General features: G+C 39.0%; 22 protein-coding genes. 15 read left to right on the top strand and 7 right to left on the bottom strand.

Features of this window, described 5'->3' with window-relative positions:
• Positions 1-19 precede the first annotated feature (19 nt).
• The gene (locus ACWPVZ_RS05940; RefSeq protein WP_454381349.1) at positions 20-1,270 is read left to right on the top strand and encodes an ISL3 family transposase; all 1,251 of its coding nucleotides are present in this window, start codon (positions 20-22) and stop codon (positions 1,268-1,270) included.
• A gap of 80 nt (positions 1,271-1,350) precedes the next feature.
• On the opposite strand, the gene galU is transcribed toward ACWPVZ_RS05940, so the two are convergent.
• From galU to ACWPVZ_RS05910, 6 genes are all read right to left on the bottom strand, one after another.
• The gene (gene galU / locus ACWPVZ_RS05935) at positions 1,351-2,265 is read right to left on the bottom strand and encodes a UTP--glucose-1-phosphate uridylyltransferase GalU (protein ID WP_080611756.1); all 915 of its coding nucleotides are present in this window, start codon (positions 2,263-2,265) and stop codon (positions 1,351-1,353) included.
• Between the two features lie 17 nt (positions 2,266-2,282).
• Positions 2,283-3,305, bottom strand: a complete 1,023-nt coding sequence (locus ACWPVZ_RS05930) for an NAD(P)H-dependent glycerol-3-phosphate dehydrogenase (RefSeq protein WP_060971571.1) — start codon at positions 3,303-3,305, stop codon at positions 2,283-2,285.
• Positions 3,306-3,423: 118 nt separating this feature from the next.
• Entirely contained in the window at positions 3,424-3,984 is a 561-nt protein-coding gene (locus ACWPVZ_RS05925; protein ID WP_454381346.1) for an MptD family putative ECF transporter S component, read from the bottom strand.
• 8 nt (positions 3,985-3,992) lie between these two features.
• Positions 3,993-4,784, bottom strand: a complete 792-nt coding sequence (locus ACWPVZ_RS05920) for a formate/nitrite transporter family protein (RefSeq protein ID WP_414341153.1) — start codon at positions 4,782-4,784, stop codon at positions 3,993-3,995.
• A gap of 116 nt (positions 4,785-4,900) precedes the next feature.
• Complete coding sequence (locus tag ACWPVZ_RS05915) at positions 4,901-6,151, bottom strand: NAD(P)H-dependent oxidoreductase (protein ID WP_414341154.1); 1,251 nt, start codon at positions 6,149-6,151, stop codon at positions 4,901-4,903.
• Between the two features lie 18 nt (positions 6,152-6,169).
• A complete protein-coding gene (locus tag ACWPVZ_RS05910; RefSeq protein WP_002886986.1) occupies positions 6,170-6,772 on the bottom strand; it encodes an NADPH-dependent FMN reductase in 603 nt (200 codons plus the stop codon).
• A 206-nt stretch (positions 6,773-6,978) separates the two neighbouring features.
• Here ACWPVZ_RS05910 and ACWPVZ_RS05905 point away from each other — a divergent pair, with 206 nt between their 5' ends.
• From ACWPVZ_RS05905 to ACWPVZ_RS05885, 5 genes are all read left to right on the top strand, one after another.
• On the top strand, positions 6,979-7,425 hold the full coding sequence (locus tag ACWPVZ_RS05905; RefSeq protein ID WP_002886985.1) for a dUTP diphosphatase: 447 nt from the start codon (positions 6,979-6,981) through the stop codon (positions 7,423-7,425).
• Between the two features lie 9 nt (positions 7,426-7,434).
• Positions 7,435-7,902 (top strand): isochorismatase family protein, encoded by a 468-nt coding sequence (locus tag ACWPVZ_RS05900; RefSeq protein WP_414341155.1) that lies wholly within the window; start codon positions 7,435-7,437, stop codon positions 7,900-7,902.
• Positions 7,899-9,260: a DNA repair protein RadA gene (gene radA / locus ACWPVZ_RS05895; protein WP_454381502.1), complete on the top strand. Its 1,362-nt coding sequence runs from the start codon at positions 7,899-7,901 to the stop codon at positions 9,258-9,260. Before ACWPVZ_RS05900 ends, radA begins: the two co-directional genes overlap by 4 nt.
• An 88-nt stretch (positions 9,261-9,348) precedes the next feature.
• Positions 9,349-10,044, top strand: coding sequence for a TIGR00266 family protein (locus ACWPVZ_RS05890; RefSeq protein WP_037598509.1), 696 nt, complete (start codon positions 9,349-9,351; stop codon positions 10,042-10,044).
• Positions 10,045-10,195: 151 nt separating this feature from the next.
• Entirely contained in the window at positions 10,196-10,693 is a 498-nt protein-coding gene (locus ACWPVZ_RS05885; RefSeq protein ID WP_198463599.1) for a beta-class carbonic anhydrase, read from the top strand.
• A 94-nt stretch (positions 10,694-10,787) separates the two neighbouring features.
• Here ACWPVZ_RS05885 and ACWPVZ_RS05880 read toward each other — a convergent pair whose 3' ends face one another.
• Complete coding sequence (locus ACWPVZ_RS05880) at positions 10,788-11,141, bottom strand: DUF3397 domain-containing protein (protein ID WP_002885872.1); 354 nt, start codon at positions 11,139-11,141, stop codon at positions 10,788-10,790.
• A 171-nt stretch (positions 11,142-11,312) separates the two neighbouring features.
• Here ACWPVZ_RS05880 and rplK point away from each other — a divergent pair, with 171 nt between their 5' ends.
• The 9 genes from rplK to ACWPVZ_RS05835 all read left to right on the top strand — a co-directional run bounded on the left by rplK (position 11,313) and on the right by ACWPVZ_RS05835 (position 22,472).
• Complete coding sequence (gene rplK, locus ACWPVZ_RS05875; protein WP_002885648.1) at positions 11,313-11,738, top strand: 50S ribosomal protein L11; 426 nt, start codon at positions 11,313-11,315, stop codon at positions 11,736-11,738.
• 99 nt (positions 11,739-11,837) lie between these two features.
• The gene (gene rplA, locus ACWPVZ_RS05870) at positions 11,838-12,527 is read left to right on the top strand and encodes a 50S ribosomal protein L1 (RefSeq protein WP_002885800.1); all 690 of its coding nucleotides are present in this window, start codon (positions 11,838-11,840) and stop codon (positions 12,525-12,527) included.
• A gap of 181 nt (positions 12,528-12,708) precedes the next feature.
• Positions 12,709-14,679, top strand: a complete 1,971-nt coding sequence (locus ACWPVZ_RS05865) for a peptide ABC transporter substrate-binding protein (protein WP_073689646.1) — start codon at positions 12,709-12,711, stop codon at positions 14,677-14,679.
• 236 nt (positions 14,680-14,915) lie between these two features.
• Positions 14,916-16,370: a glutamate--tRNA ligase gene (gene gltX, locus ACWPVZ_RS05860; RefSeq protein WP_347093431.1), complete on the top strand. Its 1,455-nt coding sequence runs from the start codon at positions 14,916-14,918 to the stop codon at positions 16,368-16,370.
• Between the two features lie 464 nt (positions 16,371-16,834).
• Positions 16,835-18,142: a GHKL domain-containing protein gene (locus ACWPVZ_RS05855; RefSeq protein ID WP_037600068.1), complete on the top strand. Its 1,308-nt coding sequence runs from the start codon at positions 16,835-16,837 to the stop codon at positions 18,140-18,142.
• Between the two features lie 55 nt (positions 18,143-18,197).
• Positions 18,198-19,088, top strand: coding sequence for a histidine kinase (locus tag ACWPVZ_RS05850; protein WP_454381339.1), 891 nt, complete (start codon positions 18,198-18,200; stop codon positions 19,086-19,088).
• A 21-nt stretch (positions 19,089-19,109) separates the two neighbouring features.
• Positions 19,110-20,390 (top strand): hypothetical protein, encoded by a 1,281-nt coding sequence (locus tag ACWPVZ_RS05845; RefSeq protein ID WP_454381337.1) that lies wholly within the window; start codon positions 19,110-19,112, stop codon positions 20,388-20,390.
• Between the two features lie 20 nt (positions 20,391-20,410).
• On the top strand, positions 20,411-21,727 hold the full coding sequence (locus ACWPVZ_RS05840) for a GHKL domain-containing protein (protein ID WP_347096367.1): 1,317 nt from the start codon (positions 20,411-20,413) through the stop codon (positions 21,725-21,727).
• A 1-nt stretch (position 21,728) separates the two neighbouring features.
• Complete coding sequence (locus tag ACWPVZ_RS05835) at positions 21,729-22,472, top strand: response regulator transcription factor (RefSeq protein ID WP_073690048.1); 744 nt, start codon at positions 21,729-21,731, stop codon at positions 22,470-22,472.
• Positions 22,473-22,662 lie beyond the last annotated feature (190 nt).

Genomic DNA, 22,662 nt, shown 5'->3' with positions numbered 1-22,662 from the left:
CCATCATTAGGAAGAACTTATGAGACTTATTAAGAATACCACAGAATTAATCGGAATTAAAGACCCTAACATCATTATTTCTCTTGTTTTGGAAACTAATACTCATATCGAGATTCATGCAAAACTTGATTATTCTGCACCACCATGCCCTCATTGCCATGAAATGATGATCAAGTACGACTTTCAAAAATCTTCTAAAATCCCTCTTCTTGAACAAGCTGGAACTCCAACACTACTACGTCTGAAGAAACGTCGCTTCCAGTGTAAAGTGTGTAAGAGAGTAACGGTGGCTGAAACCTCAATCGTTGAGAAAAACCACCAAATCTCCAACCTTGTCCGACAAAAGGTTGCACAACTTCTAACTGAGAAGGTATCACTAACGGATATTGCCAGAAGACTTCGTGTATCGACGTCCACTGTCTATCGTAAACTTGACCAGTTTACTTTCAAGGAACATTATGACAAACTCCCAGCTGTTATGTCCTGGGATGAGTTTGGGTTCAAGAAAGGGGAACTCGCTTTTGTGGCTCAAAACTATGAGACCAACAAACTCATAACCATCCTTGATAATCGCTGCCAAACTACTATACGAAACTATTTTTTGAAGTATCCATTGAAAGTCCGACAACAGGTACAGTTTATCACGATGGACATGTCAGGAGCCTATATGCCACTAGCTCGAAGACTTTTTCCAAACGCCGAAATCATTATTGATCGTTTCCACATCATCCAGCACCTTGGTCGAGCCTTTTTAAAGACAAGAATTGCCATTATGAACCAGTTTGATAAGAAATCACTCCCCTACCGAGCCTTGAAAAATCACTGGCGACTCTTCCAAAAGGACAGCCGTAAGTTATCTCTCAACCCTGTTTACTCAAAGACCTTCCATCAAACATTATGCCCACATGAAGTCGTTGAGAAGACACTGAATTTCTCAGAAGAACTCGCCAATTATTATAACCTCTATCAGCTGTTGCTTTTTCACTTTCAGGAGAAGAGGGTAGATGAGTTTTTTGAACTCATAGAGGAGAATATAAGCAAGGTCAATCATTACTTCAAAACAGTCTTTAGGACTTTTCTTAGACATAAGCAATACATCAAGAATGCGCTAGAAACAGACTATTCAAACGCAAAACTTGAAGCAACTAATAAGTTGATTAAAGACATCAAACGGTTGGGCTTCGGTTTTAGAAACTTCATCAACTTTAAGAAACGTGTCTTCATCATTCTGAACATAAAAAAAAGAGAAGACCTATCAGGTCCTCTCTAGATGTTAGCTTTTCGCCACCCACTACAGTTGACAAAGAGCCATGAAAAATCCATCGAATGTTATGTTCGATGGATTTTATTTTAGTCTTTTTTAGCTGCTTTGCCTTCAAGTTTGTGGCCCAAGTCAATGAGGTATTGCTTGAGGTTATCTTTAACTTGAGGATGTTTAAGTGCGTAATCGATAGACGTTTTCATGAATCCGAATTTGTCACCGACATCATAACGGTCTCCAGTAAATTCGCGAGCAAAGACGCGTTGTGTCTTGTTAAGTGTATCGATGGCATCAGTCAGTTGGACTTCGTTTCCAGCACCTGGTTTTTGAGTTTCCAAAATACCGAAAATTTCAGGTGTTAGAAGGTAACGTCCGATGATAGCAAGATCACTTGGTGCATCTTCTGGATTTGGTTTTTCAACGAAAGTTTCAACGCTATAACGTCCATTTTCGCCTTTGCCTTGAGGGGCGATGACACCATATGAAGAAACTTCTTCGTGAGGTACAGGCATAACTGCAATGGTTGATGCATGTGTTTCCTCATAGTCGTTAATGAGCTGCTTAGTCAAAGGTACTGCTTTGTCATTAGTGATATCCATGAGGTCGTCACCAAGCATGACAACGAATGGCTCATTTCCGACAAATGCTTTGGCTTGAAGAACTGCATCTCCAAGACCACGCGGATGGCTTTGACGGATAAAGTGGAGGTTGATAGCAGTGGTGTCATTAACCAATTTCAACAAGTCTGTCTTACCTTTTTGTTCCAAGTTGTATTCTAACTCGAAGTTTGAATCAAAGTGGTCTTCGATAGAACGTTTTGACTTACCAGTAACCACCAAGATATCTTCAATACCTGATTTGAGGGCTTCTTCAACGATAAATTGGATGGTTGGCTTGTCAACGATTGGCAACATTTCTTTGGCCAAGGCCTTAGTAGCTGGTAAAAAGCGTGTCCCGAGTCCTGCAGCGGGGATGATAGCTTTTTTAACTTTTTGATTCTTCATGAGAACTCCTTAGATTTTTATTTTTTATCCCATTCATTTTCAGAGCGCAATTCATTGGACATCATATTGAGAATAGATTCCTTGATATCAGCACCCTCATAGATAGATTTGTAGATTGCTGTTGTAATTGGCATGTAGACACCGAGTTCTTGGGCGATTTCGTAGGCAACCTTTGTGGTTGAAATACCTTCGATAACCATTCCCATGTTACGTTCAATGTTTTCTAGTTTTTCTCCACGACCGAGCGCATCCCCAGCACGCCAGTTACGTGAATGGATAGAAGTTCCTGTAACAATAAGGTCACCAACTCCAGATAGACCGCTGTAAGTCAAAGGATCGGCACCGAGTTTCACACCAAGACGAGTGATTTCTGCAAGTCCACGAGTAATAACGGCTGCCTTAGCATTGTCCCCATATCCCATACCGTGGAGGGCACCTGCACCTACCGCGATAATGTTTTTTAGAGCACCAGCTGTTTCAACACCAATCACATCTGAATTGGTGTAGAGGCGGAAGTAGTTATTACTGAAAATGCCTTGGACATAGCGTGCCACTTCAAGATCCTTAGATGCTGCTGTAATCAAAGTGATATCGCGAACAATAGTTTCTTCAGCGTGGCTTGGACCAGATACGACAACAATGTCACTGCGAAGTTCCTCAGGAATCTCTTCTTCAAGGATTGTTGAAAGACGTTCGTGTGTTCCGGGTTCCAATCCTTTTGAAGCATGCATGACAACGACTTTGTGGTCCAAAAGTTCGGCAACTTGTTTAGCAACTAAGCGAGTAACTTTGGTTGGAACAACAAAGAGAACAGCGTCAACACTATCAAGGGCTTCAGACAGTTCCTTGTAGGCTTTAATGTTTTCATCCAAAACCACATCCTTGAAGTAGCGGGTGTTGGTGTGTTTCTCGTTAATTTCATCAATTTGTTCAGGGATGTTTCCCCAAATACGGACCTCGTGTCCGTTGTCGTTGAGTACCTGAGCAAGGGCAGTTCCCCATGAACCAGGGCCCAAGACAGCGATTTTTTGTTTTTTCATCATTAGGTCTCCCTTTAGGTCCTTTCTAACAAAGTAGAAAAAGACTGTATTCTTTCTCATTATAACATAAGAAAAGCATGTTTGTCTTGTACTCTCTGTTAGGAAGGCTGATGGCCATTTATTTTTTCAGCCAATTTTGGGCAATGTAGCTTCCAATGAGGGCAGCCATGAGCGTTCCTCCAATCAGGATTAAGATATGACTGCCTGTAAAGGGAACCATAACTTGATTGACATAATCTTGAGTTTTCCCTTTGGCCAGGAGTTGTGCGATATAAGCTTTGGGCGCAAGCCACATGGTGATAATGGGTGCTAAGTTTCCTAGAGAAAAGATCATATAGGAGAGTAGATTAAGTTTATTATTCTCATAGTTCCCTTTCTTAGCTAGAAAATCAGCGACAAGGCCGGCTAAAAAGCTAGGAAGAAAGGCTAGAACAAAGTGCCCAGAGGCAAAGAAGAAGAGGGACATAAAGATACCCAGACAGGTAATAGCTCCAAATTGTTTTGTCTTTCTGATAAGCCCCAAGTAGACCCAGCCTGCAAAGATAGCCGCTAAAGCAGGCGTATGATACATATTTTTGACTTTGAAAAAGATTAAATCAATGGCAACTGCAAGGGCTAGGCAAATAAAATAGAGTAGAATAGCTAGACTGGTTTGTTTGATGAATGTCTTTTGACGCATGATGTCTCCTAATCAATGTGAGGTGTTTTAGTTTTATTGAGCCAAGAGTATGCCAAACCAATGAAAATACCTCCGCCAATCCAGTTACCGAAGAAAACGACTATCCACTGACGTAGAATATTTGCCAAAGTGAAATTATCCACAGCGTCACGCACACCGTTGAAACCGAGCAACATGAAAGAGGCAAAGTTAGCAATCAAGTGTTCATTAATCAAAAATACAAACATGAAGATAGCTGATAGCGCAATGAAAATCTTAGCAGATTCTTCTTTGAGGAGCATGTAGCCCAAGATGGCAATATTAACGAACATATTCGCTGTAATACCTTCTGTAAAGTTCATCCAATCTGTTTTTCCAAGCTTGGTTGAGACAGCAGTAACTAAGAAGCTCTTGTCAGTCAAATGTTGGAAAGAGAAGGATTGGTTGAAGAACCAGGCCAAGATAAGGGCACCGACAAAATTAAAGAAGGTACAGTAGAGGAGGATGGTATACACCTTGCTCCATTTGATTTTACCATAATAGGCACCACTGGTCAGGAACATCATGTTTGAAGTAGCCAACTCTCCATTGAATATGAGAACGAAGACCAGTCCAATGGCAAAGATAAAGGCAAAAACAAAACGAGAAAGGGCTGGAATACCTGTAGCGATAACATCCGCACCAATAATTCCTACAGCAGTCGACATGGTAAGATAAGCTCCTGCAAGCATAGAACGCAAGGCATAGCGCCCCAGACTTTCGTCAAAGAGAGCTTCTTTTTTAGCACAAGCAGCGAATACTTTTTCTTGAAATTGAGACATAGGTTTACCTCTAAAATATGTGGCATGGAGCATGGCGAATGCGCAAGCTCGAGTGAAACTTAATCTAGGATGACCATGAAAAAAAGTCAGGACAGTTGTCCCAACTTTTCCAAGTCTTAATATGAGGATGCTCCAGATGTGGCATCTGCGGCTGGGGCTGCGTCGCCACCATGACCACCCGCATCTGATGCACCAGATGTGGCGTCGCTACCGCCATGACTAGCTGCAGCTGGTGCAAAAGGACCGCTTCCTCCGACAAGGCGTTGACCAGTTGTTTCGAGATACCAGTCAAGCCATGGTTTAAAGTTAAAGACGATTTCATTGATTCCTGCATAAGAACCATCATCATAGTACATAGCCTGATAGTTATGCGTATTGATAACTCCTTCAGGTGACCCTGGAACAATCGTACGAACATATTCTTGGTTACCATTACGAAGTGTACCGATAACCCATTCCACATTTTTCATACGAGCTGGTGGAAGTGAGCCGTGAACAGTTGACATACGGCTACCAGATTGAGGTGGCACACGTTTGGCGAACATAGTATCAGAATCTTGATGGGCGTTATTGTAGTAGAGGAACTGGTTGTTATCATCGGCATAGGTCAATTCAAATGGCATAGCCTTGAGGAACATGTCAATTTGATTAACCGTCAAAATACCGTGGTCCAATTTCACGTAGGTATCACCAGATACCGCACCAGTGATTTCAGCTACTTTTTCTACCCACTCTGGATCGTCAGGATCAACATCGGTAACAGTTGTAGCGATTGGGTTGTTACAATCCAAGTCTTCAGGTTCAATTGGTTTTGGTTTTTTCAATTTAGAAACCACTCCTACATATTGGATGAAATTGTCTAAGCATTGTTCAAGGAAATTAATAGTACCTTCGTTAGTAATGTTCCCCTCAAGGTCAAAAGCTTCTTTAGCCTTTCCAAGCAAGAATTCATTACCTGGAAGTGTATAGGCATTGACACCAGGTGCTTCAAGGATTTTACGCAAATGCACTTGGGCACGTGAAGTCCCTTGGTCGTAGTAAGAAGCACCAACAATCATTACAGGCTTGTTTTCAAAAGGGTGCACTTCGAATGATAGCCACTCTAATACTGATTTAAGTGCTGCAGAGATAGTGTGGTTGTGCTCAGGTGTTGCAATGATGACACCGTCAGCGCGTGTAATTTTGTTATTAAGTAAGCGAAGTTGGAAACTTTCATCCCATTTTTCATCTTGGTTAAACATAGGAACTTCATCAATTTCCAAAACTTCAAGTTCAAATTTAATTTTAAAATGTCTTCTGATAAATTCGAGCAGTTTACGGTTATATGATTGATCATAATTTGCTCCAACGAGTCCAACAAATTTCATAGTTTCTATTCTCCTGTCCTATAGGCTTTCCCAGTCGAAGTCTTCAGCTTCTTTATGTAATAACTCTGTAGCATGTGAGAGTTTACCAGTAATTTTGACGTAGAGACGGAAGTCATCGAAAATAGCATCTAATTTTTTGATGACATCGAGGTCAACTAAATCACCATTGCTATCAAAAGCTTGAAGGGAATGTGAAAGCAAGAATTCGTCTGGAAGCACATTAGCTTTGATTTCTGGAGCATTCAAAATTTGACGAAGTTGTAGCTGTGCACGAGAAGCTCCTAGAGTTCCATAAGATGCTCCTGTAATCATAACAGGCTTATTCAAAAGAGGGAAAACACCGTATGAGACCCAAGCTAAAGCATTCATGAGAACAGCTGGAATTGAGTGGTCATACTCAGGTGTTCCAATAATAACCCCATCAGCCTCATCGATTTTTTTAACGATTTCAAGGACACTTTCTGGCAATTGTTTGTTAGCGGGTTTGTTAAAGACAGGGAGGTCTTTGATTTCAACAAGTTCGATGTCTGCCTTATCTGCAAAATGTTTCTGAATATATTGCAATAATTGTCTATTAGTTGAACGTTTTGAATTCGTACCAACAAGTCCGATGAATTTCATGACAATTCTCCTTAAAAGTATTATATCTATTACTATGTTAGCGTTTTCCTAGTTAAAAGTCAATCTTCGTTTAATGAGAAAGTGATTAGACTATTACCTTTGTCATCTTATTTCGAATAGATTATAATAGGATAGATTTAAAAGTCTGAAGCTAGCATAGCTAGTTTTACAAGAATTAATTTATAGATGTATCGAAAGGAAAAATAATGACAAAAATTCGTGGATTTGAACTTGTATCAACCTATACCAATCAGGACTTGCTTCCAAAACGGGAGACAGCCCATGCAGCTGGCTACGACTTAAAGGTGGCAGAGCGCACAGTGATTGCACCAGGAGAAATCGTCCTCGTCCCAACTGGGGTCAAGGCTTATATGCAAGCGGGTGAGGTGCTTTATCTTTATGATCGTTCTTCTAATCCTCGCAAAAAAGGTCTGGTCTTGATCAACTCTGTGGGGGTTATTGATGGCGATTACTATGGAAATCCAGGGAATGAGGGTCACATCTTCGCCCAGATGAAAAATATTACGGATCAGCCCGTGACTCTTGAAGTTGGCGAACGCATCGTTCAAGGTGTCTTTATGCCCTTCTTAATTGTAGATGGAGATGAAGCTGACGGTGTTCGTACAGGTGGTTTCGGATCGACAGGGAAATAGAGAAAGAATATGGCAGACTATTTATTAGTTGTAGATATGCAGTCAGATTATGTTGCTGTAGGAAAAGCATATCATGAAGAACTGACTGCAGCTGTAAATGACAAAATTGCTAGCTATCCCAGCGACCGGGTTATCTATATTCTCAATCGTTTTTTCTGGGAGAGAAAAGATAGAAAGAAGAAATTTGCGACCGGCTTGCTGCTTGTAGCTTCTCGTATCTTTGAGAAGCGTCGGGCTTCTTGCTTTACCAATCTGGATTTAAAAGAGTTTCTGGAGGGGAATGCTGCTAAAAGCTTAGAGTTTATAGGGGTAGATGGCAATGGCTGTGTCAAGGCTTCCATTTTGGCAGCTGTCAAGGAGAATTATCAGGTTTCTGTCGATTTGTCCGCTGTCGGAGTTGCCAACCAGAAGAAATTTACAAAAACATTGCATAAGTGGCATTCTGTCGGAGTAATCGTAGAAGGAGAATTATCATAGCAAAGAAAAAATCAACTTTTGTTTGTCGAGAATGTGGCTACAATTCACCCAAATATCTAGGGCGCTGTCCCAACTGTTCTTCTTGGTCCTCTTTTGAAGAAGAGGTTGAGGTGCAGGAGGTGAAAAATGCCCGTGTCAGTTTGACGGGTGAAAAGTCTAAACCAACTAAATTAAAAGAAGTCTCTTCAATCAATTATGCCCGCATAAAGACTGATATGGACGAGTTTAACCGTGTTTTAGGTGGCGGTGTGGTTCCGGGCAGTCTGGTTCTTATTGGAGGAGATCCAGGGATAGGGAAATCAACCCTCCTCTTACAGGTGTCAACGCAACTGGCTAACAAGGGTACGGTCCTCTATGTATCTGGAGAAGAATCTGCCGAGCAAATCAAATTGCGGAGCGAACGTTTAGGTGATATTGATAACGAATTTTATCTTTATGCTGAGACCAATATGCAAGCCGTTCGCAGTCAAGTAGAGGCCATAAAACCCGATTTCCTCATTATCGACTCTATTCAGACCATCATGAGTCCAGAGATTTCTGGCGTTCAAGGTTCTGTATCTCAGGTTCGTGAAGTAACTGCTGAACTCATGCAGATTGATAAAACCAATAACATTGCCACTTTTATTGTTGGGCATGTGACCAAGGAGGGACAACTGGCTGGACCACGTATGTTGGAACACATGGTGGATACTGTGCTCTATTTTGAGGGGGAACGTCATCATACCTTCCGTATTTTACGAGCAGTCAAAAACCGTTTTGGTTCAACCAATGAGATTGGGATTTTTGAGATGCAGTCTGGTGGTTTGGTAGAGGTGCTAAATCCTAGCCAGGTTTTCTTAGAGGAACGCCTAGACGGTGCTACAGGTTCTGCCATTGTTGTGACAATGGAAGGTAGCAGACCTATCTTAGCTGAAGTTCAAGCCTTGGTGACACCAACCGTCTTTGGTAATGCCAAGCGGACAACGACGGGACTGGACTTTAACCGTGTCAGCCTCATTATGGCTGTTTTAGAGAAACGTTGTGGCCTTCTTCTCCAAAATCAAGATGCTTATTTAAAATCAGCTGGCGGTGTCAAATTGGATGAACCAGCTATTGACCTTGCTGTAGCCGTTGCGATTGCTTCTAGTTACAAGGAGCTTCCAACCAATCCACAAGAAGCTTTTATAGGAGAAATTGGGTTGACTGGAGAGATTCGCCGAGTAACTCGCATTGAACAGCGTATTAATGAAGCTGCTAAATTAGGTTTTACTAAGATTTATGCTCCTAAAAATTCGCTTCATGGCATGAAGATTCCAGAAGGTATCCAGGTTATTGGGGTCACGACGGTAGGAGAAGTACTCAAAAAAGTCTTTTCTTAAAAAGAGGCCTCAAAACAAGTGTTTGGAAGCGCTTGCAAAAATACCTATTCGATGCTATACTTTTCATAAGGATAGGGAGGTATTTATTATGCAATTTTTCACAGACAGCAACATGCAGTTCCCGCTAGTAGAGTTATCTCTTAATCAAGGTGAGACAGTCTTTATCCAGCGTGGCAGTATGGTATATCACACACCGAATGTGACACTGAGTACCAAATTAAATGCCAGTGGATCAGGTTTAGGTCGCTTTGTAAAAGCAGTTGGGCGTTCAATGGTTTCGGGCGAAAGTAGCTTTATTACTCAGGTTGTCTCGCAGTCCAATAATGGCTATATAGCCTTGGCCCCTGATTCTCCAGGTCAAGTGATTCCACTTTATTTAGGTGAAAAACAGTACCGACTCAACGACGGTGCCTTTCTAGCACTTGATGGCACAGCTTACTATACAATGGAGCTCCAGTCTGTTGGTAAGGCTCTTTTTGGTGGTCAGGGTGGTTTCTTTGTAATGACTACCCAAGGCCAAGGAACTCTCTTGGCAAATGCTTACGGCTCTATTAAAAAAATTGAGCTAAACAATCAAGAAGTGACTATTGATAATGCTCATGTCGTTGCCTGGAGTCAGACACTTGATTATAATATTCACCTAGAAAATGGTTTCTGGCAGTCGATTGGGACAGGAGAGGGTGTTGTTAATACCTTTAGAGGAACAGGTGAAATTTATGTTCAAAGTCTCAATCTTCAAACCTTTGCAGGCTTGCTTAATAGATACTTGCCAAAACGTTCATAATATAAATTGAAGGAGGATGGATGCTTGTTAGCATTTATTCTCCTTTTTTATGTTGCGAACTCAATAGCTGACAAGTTAATAAAAAGATGATAAGATAGTGTGTAAATAATTTGATAGTCAAATTATTTTCTTCATTAGAAAGTGAGTTATTATGTCTTATTTTGAAAACTTTCTCAATGCCAACAAAGCCTATGTTGACCTCCACGGGACAGCCCATCTTCCCTTGAAACCAAAGACTAAGGTGGCTATTGTGACTTGTATGGATTCACGCCTTCACGTTGCTCAGGCCTTGGGGTTGGCACTAGGTGACGCTCATATTTTGCGTAATGCGGGTGGTCGTGTGACGGAAGATATGATTCGTTCTTTGGTCATTTCTCAACAACAGATGGGGACGCGAGAAATCGTAGTTCTTCACCATACAGATTGTGGTGCTCAGACCTTTAAGAACGATGAGTTTACCGCCTATCTCAATAAAGAACTTGGTGTTGATGTTTCTGATCAAGATTTTCTTCCATTCACAGATGTGGAAGAGAGTGTTCGTGAAGATATGGTCATTCTTCGTCAGTCACCGCTTATCCCTGAGGATGTTATCATCTCCGGTGCGGTTTATGATGTAGATACTGGCCGAATGACTCAAGTTCAACCCTAATACCGAGAAGTTAAGCAGGCATGGTTGCCTGCTTTTTTCATGTTTTGACATAAAAAACTCAGCACACAATAAATCTGCTGAGTTAATCTAGTTTTTAAGAAACAATAAAAATGAGAATCACGGTCCCCAAATAGAAAAGACTGGTGATAAAAAAGCTGATACGCCAGAACAACTTAAGAAAACGTTTAAATTTAAAGGATTGTGTTTTTCTCAGCATTTGAATCGTGATAATTATAGCCGCCAAGGATAATAAAATGGTGATGTAAGGCAAAAAGCTATGGGTAAAGAAACGGGCTGACACAGCAACTACCTCAATAAAATAAAGAGGGAAGGTAAGGTCAGCAAAATTAAGCCCGAGGTATTTTAAACTGAAGAAGCGGTGGATAATAAAAGCAAAGATAGGTGTTAGAATCAAAAATGCTATAGCAAAGAATTTATATAGAATCATAAGTCTATTTTACCTCGAAAAGCCCTTTATGTAAATTTTTTCCTAAACTTAATAAGAAATTCTTGCATCTAAAAAGAATTTCTGTATAATAGATAAGGTATGTAAAAACATACTTGTGGGAGGTAACAAAACTTACTTACCGCCAAAACCACAATAGGAGGAAATTACAAAATGGCTAAAAAAGTCGAAAACATCGTAAAACTTCAGATTCCTGCTGGTAAAGCGACTCCAGCTCCACCAGTTGGACCAGCTCTTGGTCAAGCCGGAATCAACATCATGGGATTCACTAAAGAGTTTAACGCTCGTACAGCTGACCAAGCTGGTATGATCATCCCAGTTGTTATCTCTGTGTATGAAGATAAATCATTTGATTTCATCACTAAAACACCACCAGCTGCTGTTCTTTTGAAAAAAGCTGCAGGTGTTGAAAAAGGTTCAGGTACTCCAAACTCAGTTAAAGTTGCTTCAGTAACTCGTGCACAAGTACAAGAAATTGCTGAAACTAAAATGCCTGACTTGAACGCTGCAAACATCGAATCAGCTATGCGTATGATCGAAGGTACTGCACGTTCAATGGGATTCACTGTTACTGACTAATTCAGTTAACAAGAAAACCACAGACGTCGTCTCACTTCGCTGAGTGACGTGGAAGATGAAAGTCGTTATGACCACATTACACAAGGAGAAATAATTAACATGGCTAAAAAAAGCAAACAAATGCGTGCTGCTCTTGAGAAAATCGACAGCACAAAAGCTTACAGCGTAGAAGAAGCTGTAGCTCTTGCACAAGAAACTAACTTCGCAAAATTCGATGCTACTGTTGAAGTATCATACAACCTTAACATCGACGTTAAGAAAGCTGACCAACAAATCCGTGGAGCAATGGTATTGCCAAACGGTACTGGTAAAACTCAACGCGTTCTTGTATTTGCTCGTGGTGCTAAAGCTGAAGAAGCTAAAGCAGCAGGTGCTGACTTCGTTGGTGAAGACGAACTCGTTGCTAAAATCAACGGTGGATGGCTTGACTTTGACGTTGTTGTTGCAACACCAGACATGATGGCAATCGTTGGTCGTCTTGGACGTGTCCTTGGACCACGTAATTTGATGCCAAACCCTAAAACTGGTACTGTAACTATGGACGTTGCTAAAGCAGTTGAAGAGTCTAAAGGTGGTAAAATCACTTACCGTGCTGATAAAGCAGGTAACGTACAAGCTATCATCGGTAAAGTTTCATTCGAAACTGAAAAATTGGTTGAAAACTTCAAAGCATTTAACGATGCAATCCAAAAAGCTAAACCAGCTACAGCGAAAGGTACATACATCACAAACCTTTCAATCACTACTACACAAGGTGCTGGTATCAAAGTTGATCCTAACTCATTGTAAGAGTAGTAAAGGGCCTATCTTCGGATAGGTTTTTTTCTTGGTCTAAACACGAAATTTGAGTAGAAAATAAAAAATATTCAGAAAGTAGTGTTGCTTTTTCGAATTTATGGTATAATTTAAGCGTATACACATAATTATTGATTTTTGAACTTTTTACGTTGCGAATTTAAGGAGGCAATGAATGAAAAAGAGTAAGGTATTTTTACTGGCAGCCGTAGGCCTGTTATCTGTAGGTGTTTTAACGGCTTGCTCGTCATCAAGTAAGACGTCTGGTAAGACTTATAATTATGTCTACGGTGGCGATCCTGCAACCCTAGACTATGTTTCTACAAATAAGAAAAATATGACGACAGCCGTTAGTAACGGTGTTGATGGTTTGTTTGAAAATGACCAATACGGGAATCTAAAACCTTCTGTCGCTGAAAACTGGTCTGTTTCTCAAGATGGTTTGACCTATACTTACAAGATTCGTAAGGGTATCAAATGGTACACTTCAGACGGCGAAGAATATGCCAATGTAACAGCTAAAGACTTTGTGACAGGACTTAAGCATGCTGCGGATACAAATTCTGAAGCGATTTATTTGCTACAAAACTCAGTTAAGGGCTTGAATGATTACCTTTCAGGTGCCAACAAGGACTTTTCAAATGTAGGTATCAAGGCTGTTGATGATTACACCTTGCAATATACGCTTAGTCAACCAGAACCTTATTGGAATTCAAAATTGACCTACTCTGTTACTTGGCCTGTTAATGGAGAATTCTTGAAATCTAAAGGTAAAGACTTTGGTAAGTCAACAGATCCGACTTCTATTCTCTATAACGGTCCATACCTTCTTAAATCTTTGACAACGAAATCATCTATTGAGTTCACCAAGAATGAAAACTATTGGGATAAGGATAATGTCTACTTTGATACAGTTAAATTGACTTACGATGATGGTACAGACCAAGAATCCTTGGAACGTAACTTCACAGATGGAGTCTATAACTTAGCTCGTCTATACCCAACTAGTTCAAACTATTCTAAAGTTGAAAAACAGTACAAAGACAATATTTTCTATACACAACCTGGAGCAGCTGTAGAAGGTGTCGGTATTAATATCGATCGTCAAACTTATGGTCATACATCTAAAGAAAATGACCAGCAAAAGACATCAACTAAGACAGCTCTTCTTAACAAAGATTTCCGTCAGGCATTAGGTTTTGCTATTGACCGTACGAATTATGCTGCACAACTTAACGGTAAAGAGGGTGGTAGTACTGCCGTTCGTAATATCTATGTTAAACCAGACTTTGTTCAAGCAGATGGTAAAGATTTCGGAACTATGGTAATGGATCAATTACCAAGCTATGGTGATGAGTGGTCTGGTGTGAATCTTGCAGATAGTCAAGATGGTCTTTATAATCCAGAAAAAGCTAAGGCTGAATTTGCTAAAGCTAAAGAAGCTCTTCAAGCAGAAGGGGTTCAGTTCCCAATCCATTTGGATGTTCCTGTCAATCAGTCAAATAAAATCTTTGTGAATCAAGTGCAGTCACTTAAACAATCTATTGAATCCGCTCTTGGAAAAGATAATGTTGTACTTGATCTTCACCAATTGTCAACTGATGATTTCTATAATATTACCTACTCTGCTTCAAATGCAGCTGCAGAGGATTGGGACTTGTCAGTAGGTGTGGCTTGGGAGCCTGATTACCTTGATCCATCAACTTATCTTGATGTCTTGAAGACTACAAATAGTGAAAATACTAAATCTTTCATGGGTTATGACGATCCAAATAGTCAAGCGGTTCAAAAAGTAGGTCTTAAAGAATATGACCAATTGGTTGATGATGCTTCTAAGGAAACAACAGACTTGACGGCTCGTTATGAAAAATATGCAAAAGCTCAGGCATGGTTGACGGATAGTGCACTTTATATCCCAACGACTACTTATAATGGTGCAGCCGCTGTAATTTCTCGTATTAAGCCATTCTCAGGAGCATATGCTCAAGCTGGTGATAAAGGTTCTACATACTACTTCAAGTATCTTAAATCTCAAGATGATATTGTAACTAAGAAACAATACGACTCAGCTTATAAAGATTGGCTTAAAGAAAGAGCGAAATCTAATGACAAAGCTCAAAAAGATCTTGCTAAACACGTTAAGTAATCTATCGAAAACGTCTACCTTTAGGTAGTCGTTTTTTTAACAAAATTTCTCGAACCACCCCTAGATTGTGATATAATAAGAAAGATTGGTACTCGCTTCTAGATTTTTATTTGGAAAGTTTGAAGGCTAGAGTTACCTACGGGTACTTATCATCTTAAGGTTAATCCTAAGGGAGGGACTTTAGGTTCAATAGGTATCCAAAGACTGAAGAATGAAACATAAAAAGGAGATTTATCTTGGCTAAAGATATCCGCGTTCGTTACGCACCAAGTCCAACAGGACTTCTACACATTGGTAATGCCCGTACAGCATTGTTTAATTACCTCTATGCACGTCATCATGGCGGTACTTTCATTATCCGTATTGAAGATACTGACCGTAAACGTCACGTTGAAGATGGTGAGCGTTCACAGCTTGATAACTTGCGTTGGTTGGGGATTGACTGGGATGAAAGTCCTGAAACACATGCAAATTATCGTCAATCAGAGCGTTTGCCACTTTACCAAAAATATATTGATCAACTTTTGGCAGAAGGTAAAGCCTATAAGTCATATGTAACTGAAGAAGAGTTGGCTGCTGAGCGTGAACGTCAAGAAGCAGCAGGTGAAACACCTCGTTATATTAACGAGTTCCTTGGTATGACTGAAGAAGAAAAAGCTGCCTACATCGCAGAACGTGAAGCAGCAGGTATTGTTCCTACAGTTCGTTTGGCGGTTAATGAGTCAGGAATTTATAAATGGCATGATATCGTTAAGGGAGATATCGAATTTGAAGGTGGTAATATCGGTGGCGATTGGGTTATCCAGAAGAAAGATGGTTACCCAACTTACAACTTTGCGGTAGTTGTTGATGACCACGATATGCAAATCTCACACGTTATACGTGGAGATGACCATATTGCCAATACACCAAAACAACTCATGGTTTATGAAGCTCTTGGTTGGGAAGCACCTGAGTTTGGGCACATGACCCTTATCATCAATTCTGAAACTGGTAAGAAGTTGTCTAAACGTGATACTAACACCCTTCAGTTTATCGAAGACTACCGTAAAAAAGGTTATCTTCCAGAAGCAGTCTTTAACTTCATTGCTCTTCTTGGTTGGAATCCTGGCGGTGAAGACGAAATCTTTTCTCGTGAAGAACTCATTAAACTTTTTGATGAAAACCGTCTAAGTAAGTCACCAGCGGCCTTTGATCAGAAGAAATTGGATTGGATGAGTAACGACTACATTAAGAATGCAGATTTCGATAAAGTCTTTGCTCTTTGCAAACCTTTCTTGGAAGAAGCTGGTCGCTTAACAGATAAAGCTGAAAAATTAGTGGAACTCTACAAACCACAAATGACAGCTGCAGAAGAAATTGTCCCTCTTACAGATCTCTTCTTTGAAGATTTCCCAGAATTGACAGCGGCTGAAAAAGAAGTTATGGCTGGTGAAACAGTACCAACAGTACTTGAGGCTTTTAAAGCCAAACTCGAAGCTATGTCTGATGATGAGTTTGTTGTTGAAAACATTTTCCCTCAGATTAAGGCTGTTCAAAAAGAAACAGGAATCAAAGGGAAAAACCTTTTCATGCCAATCCGTATTGCTGTTTCAGGAGAAATGCACGGTCCAGAATTGCCAGACACTATTTTCTTGCTCGGTCGTGAAAAATCAATCAAACATATTGATCAAGTTCTTGCAACATTATAAAAACAAACCCAACAATTGTTGGGTTTTCGAATGTACATAAACAATGTATCAGCAATTAATGGGGTATTACTAAGAGTGTATTTGTAATATAATGATGATATTTCGTAATCATATCATCATTTTCAAAACTTTAAATTAGTTTTATAATAGATTGGTAATAAAAAGTAGGGAGGAGTGAGCGTTATGAGAAGATTTGGTTGGTATTTCTACTACGTCATTGGCATGTACCCATAAAAAGAAGGTATGAGTCAGTTAAAGAGCTTAGTTTTTCTAAGCTCTTTTTAATGTTGATAAAAAGTAGGGGATATGGGAAATGGTCTGACGCTCATATTAATAATTGATTGTTCTTAACCGAGAAAAATAAATTTATATTTTTAGCTTTTTCTAATAGGAATGACGCTAAATTATATATTTATGTTACAATAAAGTAGGTTGATTTTTGAAAGGAAAGGGGGAGTCTAGAGATGATCGTTTTGTTTACGGTTCTACGTCTATTGGCTATTTTAATTGTTAGTCACGATATGTCAGGTTTGCTCAAAACTTGGAAGAGTAAATGCTGGTTTATCGCAGGGAGTCTCTTGCTCTCTCTATTTGTCGGAGGCATTACAGGGTCGCTCTTAGCACTTTTGTTCTGCTATCTTTTCTTAAATAAAATATCAAGTAGTGAAAAGAATTCTTTTCTTTTCACCTTTTTGCCGTGGGTTTTTGTTGAAGTCACCTCGAAACTGCTTCAACTTTACTTTTTCCCATGGATTTTTCAAATTAATTATTTACAGGTCAAGGATACCCCAGTACTTATTGCTTTGTCTTATCTCTTGATTTATCCAATTTTTCATCTGATTGTCAAAGTATTCTTTATTGACTTTGGTGCTCTCAATGTTATGGGAAATAACCATACTTACCAAGTTAGGCAACGCTTATTGGTTGGGGTTACTCTGGCTTATATTGTTTTATCTTTAATTATTTTCTATGCCAGTAACATCTTTCCTTACACAGGCCTCTTTATTTATTTAGCGGGCAGTATTACGATTGTTTACTCCATTCTCTTTATTTTGCTCTTTGCTCAGCTTAATATCTATTCTAAGAGAAGAGTGAAAAACCAGTTGGCCGAAGAAATGGCTAGACATGAGGAAAGTTTAGAGGAATATAGCCACCGTTTAGAAAATCTCTATAATGATATTTCTCAGGTGAAGAAGGATTATCTTGAAGGACTTAAGACAATGGAGGTTAGTATCCAACGTCGAGACTTACCTGCTTTGAAACAAGAGTATGCAGAGCTTTTAGAGAAATCTGGAAATAGCTTAACTTTGTCAAATTATGAATTGTCACGTTTGATCAACTTAGAAATCACGTCTCTCAAGAGTCTCTTTTCTGCTAAAGTGCTTGAGGCAGAGAACTTAGGAATTAAGGTCAATTTGGAGTTACCAGATGTTATATCGTCAACTCAGATAGAGGCCTTAGATTTGGTTGTGATTTCTTCTGTCTTCTTAAACAATGCTATTGAGTCGGCAGTGGATTCTGAAAATCCTACTTTAACCATATCCTTCTTTAAAAATCAAGGTTATCTTATCTTGGTTATTGATAATACAACCAGAGAAGAACGTATTCCTGTGTCAAGGATTTTTGATGAAGGGGTTTCTAGCAAAGGTGAAGGCCGAGGTCTTGGTTTGTCTAAGGTCGCAGATATACTTAATCGCTATCCAAAAGTAAATCTTGAGACTCGTAGTTGTGACCATCATTTTACCCAGGTCCTCTCTTTTCAGGATAATTGATAAATCAAAGACAATATTTGTGGAGGATAAGGGAAAATAGAAAGGGGAAAAGCATATGCAACTTGCGATTGATGGCCTTATTGCTTTGGTTGTTGTCGTTTCACATCTTGTGATTTTAGCTAGAATGGCTTATCTAGATGTTTTTACTTACCGTTATATTCCTTATGTAATCGTAGTAACTGCCGTTAAGTGGTTAGCCAAGGTGCTATGGCAAATTGATATTCCAGATGCAATCTATCTCCTAGTCTTTATTTTTCTTGAAAAACCTCAGGCTTTACGAGAAGAAAAGTATTTTTATGCTTTCTTTGCCCCTGTCTTTTGGACCCTGATTACAAGTTTCTTTAGTTTTTATCTTTTCCGAGTTTTCTTTAATAAGCCGGTTGAGTTGGTTCCAAACCATTTAGGAATCTTGGCTGTAGATAGTGTTGTTCTTCCTTTCTTTCTAGGCTTGCAAAAAATGTTCGGTTTAGATAGCTTTTTTAAGGAACCATATCAGGACTTGCAGGATAAATATAAGAGCATGCTCTTGCAAGTTGATCATATTTTAATTATCAGTTATCTGCTTATCCTCTTTAAACAGGAGATATTCTCCTTGCTCCTGAGTCAGACCTATCTCCCGGGTTACCCTCAAATTTATATTTGGGTTGGTTTTCTTATACACATGTATATTCTTGTTCGTTTTGTTTCCTACGGTAAAGATGTTCGTGATAGTAAAATTCTTAGAGAACAAGAGGAGCATTTGAGGAGTCTGGAAGCTAATAATGAAAAAATCGAAACTGCCTATAAGAGTGTACGCTCATTTAAACATGATTATGAAAACATACTCATTAGTATGCAGACAAGTATTGATAGTGGGGATTTTGACCTTATTGAACAAACCTATCAGGATATTTTGAAAAAGGCGGGTCAAGAACTCATTGAAGAAGATGACGAAAATGTCTCTTGAGTATAAACAGGAAATATTATCATGAACTTACAACTTTGGACCATGGTATCCCTTGAAAATAGTATTATTCAAATTATTAGTTTTCATATTACCTGGTTTATTTATAAAAAACTAACAAGGAGCACACTAGCTTACTGGAAAGTATTTTGTTTAAGTCTCTTAGGTATAGTGGTATCACTTGGTAAGGGTGATGGCTTCTATTATCAAGTTGTTATCTTTTTAGCTTTGGCCTTAAAGGAACGGCGGGAACATCGTTTGACGCTCTGGGCAAGCCTCTTTTTTGGAGCTTTCTCGGTTATTTTTACAGATTTATTTGCTACCTTTACCCCATTTTATGTATTCAATAATCTGTTTACAAATATGACTTTGAGTGAGATTCAAGAAAACTTCTTCCTCAAATTGTTATCTTTTGTACTGATTTACCCATTCTTTCTCTATATCAATTATCTTTCCAGTTCAGATGTTGATAAGGTCAAGGAATTGATTTATTCACGTGGTCGTGAACGTCTGTTGATAGCCGTTGATCTGACCTTTGCACTCTACATTACTTGTAGTACTATTTTGGTATCAACAGGTAGTAATGTGGGAGGGCCAATTTTTATTGCAATGGCAGTTTATCTCCTAATGGTAACAACCTTGAACCGCTATTCTCATAAATTTGTCAGAGAACGTAGTAAGGAAGCTGTGGAGACCTATGTCTATAACTTGGAAGTCTATAATAAACATATTGAGGATCTTTTTACAAAAGTAAAGCCTATTGAAAAAGATTTTGAGAGTCTTTTGGTAGCTCTTGAGACTCCATTGGCTAAAAATCAATTATCAGAGGTTTTATCTGTTTATCATGAGCATTTGAATCATCTTAAACTTGATAATTTGGACTTAAATGATAAGTTGGCTCCTCTGTTCGAGATTCCTTATCCGGTATTAAGAAGTTGGATTGTAAACCAAATCATTCCTTTGGAACAAAAGGGTATCACCGTTAGGTTGGATGTCAACGTTGATGCTTATCCTAACAATTTAAATATTGCAGTTCTTATTAGAGTTTTAGAACGTTGCATGAACTTAGCTGAAAAACTTTGGGCCAAGGAACCGGAGACAGATATTGGTTTCCTTATTCAACAGAATGAGGATGGCAATCTCAGCTTTATTCTTGAGAATACTAACCAGGAAGCTGATCCGAAGCTCGACGATAGTCTGACTATTAGTCGTGATTTTGCTCAGTTTTGCTGGTCAAACGGTATCGGTTTAACAAATAAAAAAGAATTATTTAAAACCTATCAAATTGTTACGGTAGGACTATAATCGTAGAAAGGAGGATAACTATGCTGGGTAACATCTTATTTCAAATTTTGATGTTTGTCATTATTTGGGATATCTACTTACGTATTGGTGGGCAAAACACTAATCTTAAAAATCGTATGCTTTATTTGTTATTTGATGTTGCTCTATGCATTTGGGGACAACTCATTGGACGCTATATAGGCATAGTACCTCCCTTAGTAGCCATTGTAACATTGACATTTAGTTATCAACTGAATAAAAGTGTCACTTCTGTAGAGCGCTTTTTTCTAGGTTTTTACCCGGTGGTACTAGTCGATTTGGCAAGACGTTTTTTGGCTACCTTCTTCTTCCCGCCGATACTTGGCATAACTGCTGCTACTTTAAACAACAATATTTGGTGGTCTATGGTACCACTTTCCTTTGTCATGTTGACGGTCAGAATAGTAGATTTTATTTTACGTCTAGATTTTACAGATATCTTGAAAGTTGCGACCCAACAAGAAAAAAAGAACCGTCTGGGTTTGGTCAACATGCTTCTTTTGCTTTATTATTTAGTTATCTTTTTGGTGTCGACATTTGATACTTATTTTCCAGAGTTACATCTTGAGAGTAGGTTTCGTGTGCCATTGGTAATGGGATATCTCTACTTACTCCTCTTTGTACTAGGAGCTGTGAACCAGTTTGCTAAGGAAAAAATAGAGCAGGATTTGGCGATGAAGCAAGCCAACTATCTTGATGATTTGAAGCGCGAGAATACTAGGGTGGAAGGTTTGTATAGAGACTTGATGCATGTTCGCTCTAACTATAATTTTCTGCTTAATAATTTGAGAGATATCGAAAGAACAGGAGATATTCGTTCTTACAAAAAAGATTTAGTTGATCTTTATGTCAATCGAGATCAGCACAGCTTTTCGACTCAGGTCACAGATTTGGATAATATCCAAAACCCAAGTATTCATAGTCTACTTTCATCAAAATATCATGAAGCTCAGATGTATCGACTCAATATTCATGCAGAGATTCCAGATCCAGTGACTCATAACTATCTAACTGATTTAGATTTAGCTGTTGTTTTGGGTCACCTCATGGATAATGCTATTCATGGTGCTCGTAAAGCCAGTGAGGGTTTCATTAGTCTGGCCTATTTTGATGAAGAAGATTGCCAGAGTTTTATTATTGAAAGTACAATTGCAGATGAGCAAGTTCCACTTTCAATGATGGGTGCCCAGACTCCTCATCCTGAGGGTGGTATAGGTGTTAATGCTGTTCAAGATATCTTGGAACGTTATCCGAATACGTCCTTCTCTGTCCGTAGTCAGAATCATAAAATGATGCAAATACTAGAAATGAGGCCCTAATATGAATATTTACATTTTAGAAGATGACTTAATGCAGCAAACACGTATTAGTGACATCATCAGAGAATTGGTTTCAGAGGGCACGTTTTCCGTACGAAAACTTGAAGTTTTTTCTAAACCCCACAAACTATTGTCCAGTATCAACGAGAAGGGTAACCATCAGGTTTTCCTTTTGGATATTGATATTGATGGTGAGCGAAAGAAGGGGCTAGAAGTCGCCTCAGAAATTCGCCAACAAGATGCTAATGCGGTTATTATTTTTGTGACAACTCACTCAGAGTTTGCACCGATTAGTTTTAAATACAAGGTTTCTGCACTAGATTTTATTGATAAGACAGTTTCTAATGCAGAGTTCAAACAACAACTAAAACAAACATTGACTTTTGTGAATCAAAAAGTTGGAGATGTGGATGATGATGAGATATTTGTGTTTGAAACAGCACAGTCTCGAATCCAAGTCCCTATGAGAGATATTTATTATTTTGCGACTGCTGTGACACCTCATAAGGTGATGCTGATTACCAAAACAGAGCGTTTGGAGTTTTATGCCAATCTTGGAGATATTACTTCGGTGAATAAAAAACTCTTTTCTTGTCATCGTTCGTTTTTAGTTAATTTGGATAATATTTCTCGTATTGATAAGAGTCAGTTGATGATTTACTTTGAAAATGGTGATTCTTGTCCAGTTTCACGTTTGAAAATGAAGGCCTTGCTTAAAAAATGGTCAGAGGTAAAAGAACATTAGTCATCGACTAATGTTCTTTTTAGTCTAAAAAAGCATGTGTTTATTTTATAGGTGATTGATTATCTTATAGGTGAGCAAATTATGTAAAAACACAAAATAGATGTCCTTTAGTGATGGAATTTAGAGATTTATAAAAAAATAACTACAAATAATGCAGTTCAGGATGAAAAAACGACATTCTATGAAATCG

It is taken from the genome of Streptococcus sp. Marseille-Q6379, assembly GCF_965119505.1.
This window is presented reverse-complemented; position numbering and strand designations above follow the sequence as displayed.

Bases quoted from the DNA above. Each gene is read 5' to 3' on its own strand.
- galU (WP_080611756.1), bottom strand. From the start codon at position 2,265: ATGAAGAATCAAAAAGTTAAAAAAGCTATCATCCCCGCTGCAGGACTC.
- ACWPVZ_RS05920 (WP_414341153.1), bottom strand. From the start codon at position 4,784: ATGTCTCAATTTCAAGAAAAAGTATTCGCTGCTTGTGCTAAAAAAGAA.
- ACWPVZ_RS05845 (WP_454381337.1), top strand. From the start codon at position 19,110: ATGAACTTACAACTTTGGACCATGGTATCCCTTGAAAATAGTATTATT.
- ACWPVZ_RS05940 (WP_454381349.1), top strand. From the start codon at position 20: ATGAGACTTATTAAGAATACCACAGAATTAATCGGAATTAAAGACCCT.
- ACWPVZ_RS05910 (WP_002886986.1), bottom strand. From the start codon at position 6,772: ATGAAATTCATCGGACTTGTTGGTACGAATTCAAAACGTTCAACTAAT.
- ACWPVZ_RS05850 (WP_454381339.1), top strand. From the start codon at position 18,198: ATGCAACTTGCGATTGATGGCCTTATTGCTTTGGTTGTTGTCGTTTCA.
- ACWPVZ_RS05905 (WP_002886985.1), top strand. From the start codon at position 6,979: ATGACAAAAATTCGTGGATTTGAACTTGTATCAACCTATACCAATCAG.
- ACWPVZ_RS05900 (WP_414341155.1), top strand. From the start codon at position 7,435: ATGGCAGACTATTTATTAGTTGTAGATATGCAGTCAGATTATGTTGCT.
- ACWPVZ_RS05915 (WP_414341154.1), bottom strand. From the start codon at position 6,151: ATGAAATTTGTTGGACTCGTTGGAGCAAATTATGATCAATCATATAAC.
- ACWPVZ_RS05890 (WP_037598509.1), top strand. From the start codon at position 9,349: ATGCAATTTTTCACAGACAGCAACATGCAGTTCCCGCTAGTAGAGTTA.
- rplK (WP_002885648.1), top strand. From the start codon at position 11,313: ATGGCTAAAAAAGTCGAAAACATCGTAAAACTTCAGATTCCTGCTGGT.
- rplA (WP_002885800.1), top strand. From the start codon at position 11,838: ATGGCTAAAAAAAGCAAACAAATGCGTGCTGCTCTTGAGAAAATCGAC.
- ACWPVZ_RS05930 (WP_060971571.1), bottom strand. From the start codon at position 3,305: ATGAAAAAACAAAAAATCGCTGTCTTGGGCCCTGGTTCATGGGGAACT.
- ACWPVZ_RS05840 (WP_347096367.1), top strand. From the start codon at position 20,411: ATGCTGGGTAACATCTTATTTCAAATTTTGATGTTTGTCATTATTTGG.
- ACWPVZ_RS05835 (WP_073690048.1), top strand. From the start codon at position 21,729: ATGAATATTTACATTTTAGAAGATGACTTAATGCAGCAAACACGTATT.
- ACWPVZ_RS05925 (WP_454381346.1), bottom strand. From the start codon at position 3,984: ATGCGTCAAAAGACATTCATCAAACAAACCAGTCTAGCTATTCTACTC.
- ACWPVZ_RS05865 (WP_073689646.1), top strand. From the start codon at position 12,709: ATGAAAAAGAGTAAGGTATTTTTACTGGCAGCCGTAGGCCTGTTATCT.
- ACWPVZ_RS05880 (WP_002885872.1), bottom strand. From the start codon at position 11,141: ATGATTCTATATAAATTCTTTGCTATAGCATTTTTGATTCTAACACCT.
- ACWPVZ_RS05885 (WP_198463599.1), top strand. From the start codon at position 10,196: ATGTCTTATTTTGAAAACTTTCTCAATGCCAACAAAGCCTATGTTGAC.
- ACWPVZ_RS05855 (WP_037600068.1), top strand. From the start codon at position 16,835: ATGATCGTTTTGTTTACGGTTCTACGTCTATTGGCTATTTTAATTGTT.